Raw genomic sequence first — 3,717 nt, forward strand, 5'->3', positions numbered from 1 at the left:
GAAGAAATTATCCAAATAATCATTGAAGAAGGAGTTAAAATTGTATTCACATCTGCAGGAAATCCTAAAACTTGGACCAGTCATTTAAAACAAAACGGAATAACAGTTGTTCATGTAGTGAGCAGTTCAAAATTTGCATTAAAAGCACAAGAAGCTGGAGTTGACGCAGTTGTTGCCGAAGGTTTTGAAGCTGGCGGACACAATGGAAGAGAAGAAACTACAACACTAACTTTAATTCCAATGGTTCGTGAAAATATTTCTATTCCATTAATTGCTGCTGGTGGAATTGCAACTGGTCGCGGAATGTTAGCCGCAATGATACTAGGCGCAGATGGTGTTCAAATGGGAAGTCGATTTGCAGCATCAATAGAAAGTTCTTCTCACGAAAATTTTAAGCAAACTATTATTGAAACTAACGAAGGTGATACACAATTGACTTTGAAAGAATTAGCTCCAGTGCGATTAATAAAAAATAAATTTTATAATGATGTTCAAGCATTGTATTCTAATTGTCCAACTAAAGAAGATTTAGAAAATTTGTTAGGAAAACGAAGAGCAAAAAGAGGAATGTTTGAAGGCGATTTAATAGAAGGCGAATTAGAAATTGGTCAAATTGCTGGATTAATTCACAAAATTTTGCCTGTAGCTACTATATTTGAAAATGTAATTTCTGAGTTTGAATTGGCTCAGAAAGAAGCTTCTAGCTTTCAATTTTAACATTAGTTTTTGTTTGTTTTTTTCACAGATAACCTTTTCTTTACTTCAATTATCATAAAATTCTACATAGAAATCGTATTTTTACAGTCTTAAAATTTAATTATGAAAAAGATATTTTTCTTTCTTTTATTAGTATCAATAAGTTACGCACAACAACGACCTAAATTGGTAGTAGGAATTGTTGTAGATCAAATGAAAACAGAGTATTTATATCGTTTTAATGACGATTTTTCTGCAAATGGTTTCAAGCGATTAATGAAAAATGGTTATACGTTTCATAATATGCATTACAATTACCTACCAACATATACTGCTCCAGGTCATGCTGCAATATTTACAGGAACAACACCAGCTGTAAACGGAATTGTAGGCAACGAATGGTTTAGCAGAAAATTAGGAAAAGATATTTATTGTACTGAAGATGCATCAGTAAAAACAATTGGAGACGGAACAAAAATTGAAGGAGAAATGTCTCCAAAAAACCTATTAAGCACAACAATTACTGACGAATTAAGATTGGCAACTAATTTTAAAGGTAAAGTAATTGGAATGAGTTTAAAAGATAGAGGCGCAATTCTTCCTGCAGGACATTTTGCAAATTGGGCATTTTGGTACAGCAAAACTGGAGCTTTTATTTCTAGTACTTTTTATGGTGAAAATCTTCCAACTTGGGTGACCGATTTTAATACCGAAAAACATTATTTACAATACATTAATAAAGGTTGGGATTTATATAAACCAATTGAAACCTACAATGAAAGTTTAGTAGACGATAATGTATATGAAGGAAAATTAAATGGAGCAAAAGCAGTTTTTCCATATAATTTAAAAGAAATGTACGATAAAAATGATGCAGGAATTATTCGTGCAACACCATTTGGAAATGATTTATTGGCAGAATTTGCGATGAAAGCCATTGAGAAAGAACAATTAGGAAATGACGAAATTACTGATTTTTTAACCGTGAGTTTTTCATCTACAGATTATGTTGGACACATTCTTGGACCACGTTCTATAGAATTACAAGACACTTATTTACGTCTAGATCAAACTATTGCAACGTTTTTAGCATACCTAGACAAAACAGTTGGAAAAAATAATTATCTTTTATTTTTAACTGCAGATCATGCTGGTGCTGAGAATGCTAAGTTTTTAAAAGATAATAAATACAATGTAACTAATATTGAACCTAAAGATATTGCAAAAGGATTAAAGAAGTTTTCTTCAGATACTTTTGGTGCAGATTTAGTTTTAGATTATTCTAATTTTAATTTATTTTTTAATAAAGAAATTATTAAAAATAAAGCATTGGATTTGGTAAAAGTGAAACAAGCTTTTAAAGAATATTTATTAACTCAAGAACAAGTAAAAACTGTTTATACCGAAGAAGAGATTTTGGCAAATTCTGGAAGTGATATGTACTTAGATTTTATTGCAAAAGGTTATGATGCAACACAAAATGGCGATTTAGTTGTACTTGACAAACCAGGATTTATAGAATATGGCGCAACTGGAACTTCTCACGGAACAGTTTACAGTTATGATACTCACGTTCCATTATTATTTTACGGTTGGAAAATTCCAAAAGGTGAAACAAGCGACAAAAAGTACATAACAGAAATAGCTCCAACTATAGCTCAAAAAATTAAAGTTGCTTTTCCAAATGGTAGTGATTGTGAAGTTTTAAGTGAGATTTTGAATGTGAAATAGTACAATTTAAAAAATAGGAATAGTTAAAAAATCCCTTTTCTTTTATAAGATTTGGGATTTTTTTTGTAAATTGAAACAAAGTTAAAGCTATGAAAAATGTTACTGAAACAATAGAAGTTAATTCAAGAATTATTTATAAACGCTACATTAAAGATTTCATACTGATAAGTTTAGGAATTGTTATGGCGAGTATAGGTTTGAAAGAATTTTTATTGCCAAATAAATTTTTAGATGGTGGAGCAATGGGCTTGTCTTTGCTAGCAGAATTAAAAACAGGAATAGAATTATCAATATTAATTATTTTAATAAATGCACCTTTTATTTTTATTGGTGCCAAACAAATTTCGGTTCAGTTTGCAATAAAGAGTGCTTTGGCAATACTTTCGTTATCAATTTTAGTTCATTACATTACACTGCCTACTATTACTGATGACAAATTATTGATTGCAGTTTTTGGTGGATTTTTTCTTGGTGCTGGCATTGGTTTGTCCATTCGTGGTGGCGCTGTTATTGATGGTACAGAAGTTTTAGCATTATATGTAAGTAAACGCACAAGTCTTTCGGTTGGCGATTTTATTTCTGTTTTTAATGTAATTTTGTTTTCCTTTTCTGCATTATTAATAAATATTGAAACCGCAATGTATTCCATGTTAACTTATTTTTCGGCTTCTAAAACAGTAGATTTTATAATAAATGGAATTGAAGAATACATAGGAGTAACCATAATTTCAGAAAAATCGGTATCTATAAAAAACACAATTGTAAATAAATTGGGTCGTGGAGTTACTGTTTACAATTCAGAAAGTGGCTTTGGCAAATCTGGAGTTAAAAATAATGACAATAAAATATTATTTTGCGTAGTTACTCGACTTGAAGTTACTAGTTTAATTCTAGAAATAGAAAAAATAGACGAAGAAGCTTTTGTAGTGCAACACAGCATTAAAGATACTAAAGGCGGAATGATAAAAAAACGACCTTTGCATTAAAATAGTTTTATTTAATTTTAATTCTTACTAACTAAATGTTTTTATTTTATTACAAAACGCTATTTAATTTTTTAAAAAGAGAGAAAACACAATTTAGGTTTATACTTTTTATTTAAATTAGTTATTTTCTACACTTGATGTTGCAACAGTTAGTGCAAATATTGTTTTTAATTAAACCAATTGTAATTGGATTTACATTTACACAGATTTTTAAACTGACTAAGATTTTATTGTAATATCGTTGCTGTCTTAGCCCAGACAGGAATGAAAATCCTTTAGTTGCGTTTTTCGCTTAGCGAAAAAC

3 protein-coding genes are annotated in these 3,717 nt (G+C 29.9%); all 3 read left to right on the forward strand.

Annotated features, from left to right (window positions below):
- A partial coding sequence (locus ACH2BC_RS04295) for an NAD(P)H-dependent flavin oxidoreductase (RefSeq protein WP_395052753.1) occupies positions 1-717 on the forward strand: 717 nt, incomplete at its 5' end.
- 102 nt (positions 718-819) lie between these two features.
- Positions 820-2,427 carry an alkaline phosphatase PafA gene (gene pafA, locus ACH2BC_RS04300; protein WP_395052754.1) on the forward strand — a complete coding sequence of 536 codons (1,608 nt, stop codon included), beginning with the start codon at positions 820-822 and terminating at the stop codon, positions 2,425-2,427.
- A gap of 89 nt (positions 2,428-2,516) precedes the next feature.
- Positions 2,517-3,413, forward strand: a complete 897-nt coding sequence (locus tag ACH2BC_RS04305; protein ID WP_395052755.1) for a YitT family protein — start codon at positions 2,517-2,519, stop codon at positions 3,411-3,413.
- Positions 3,414-3,717 lie beyond the last annotated feature (304 nt).

Origin of the sequence: Flavobacterium sp., from assembly GCF_043760115.1 — a bacterium.
Lineage (GTDB): Bacteria > Bacteroidota > Bacteroidia > Flavobacteriales > Flavobacteriaceae > Flavobacterium.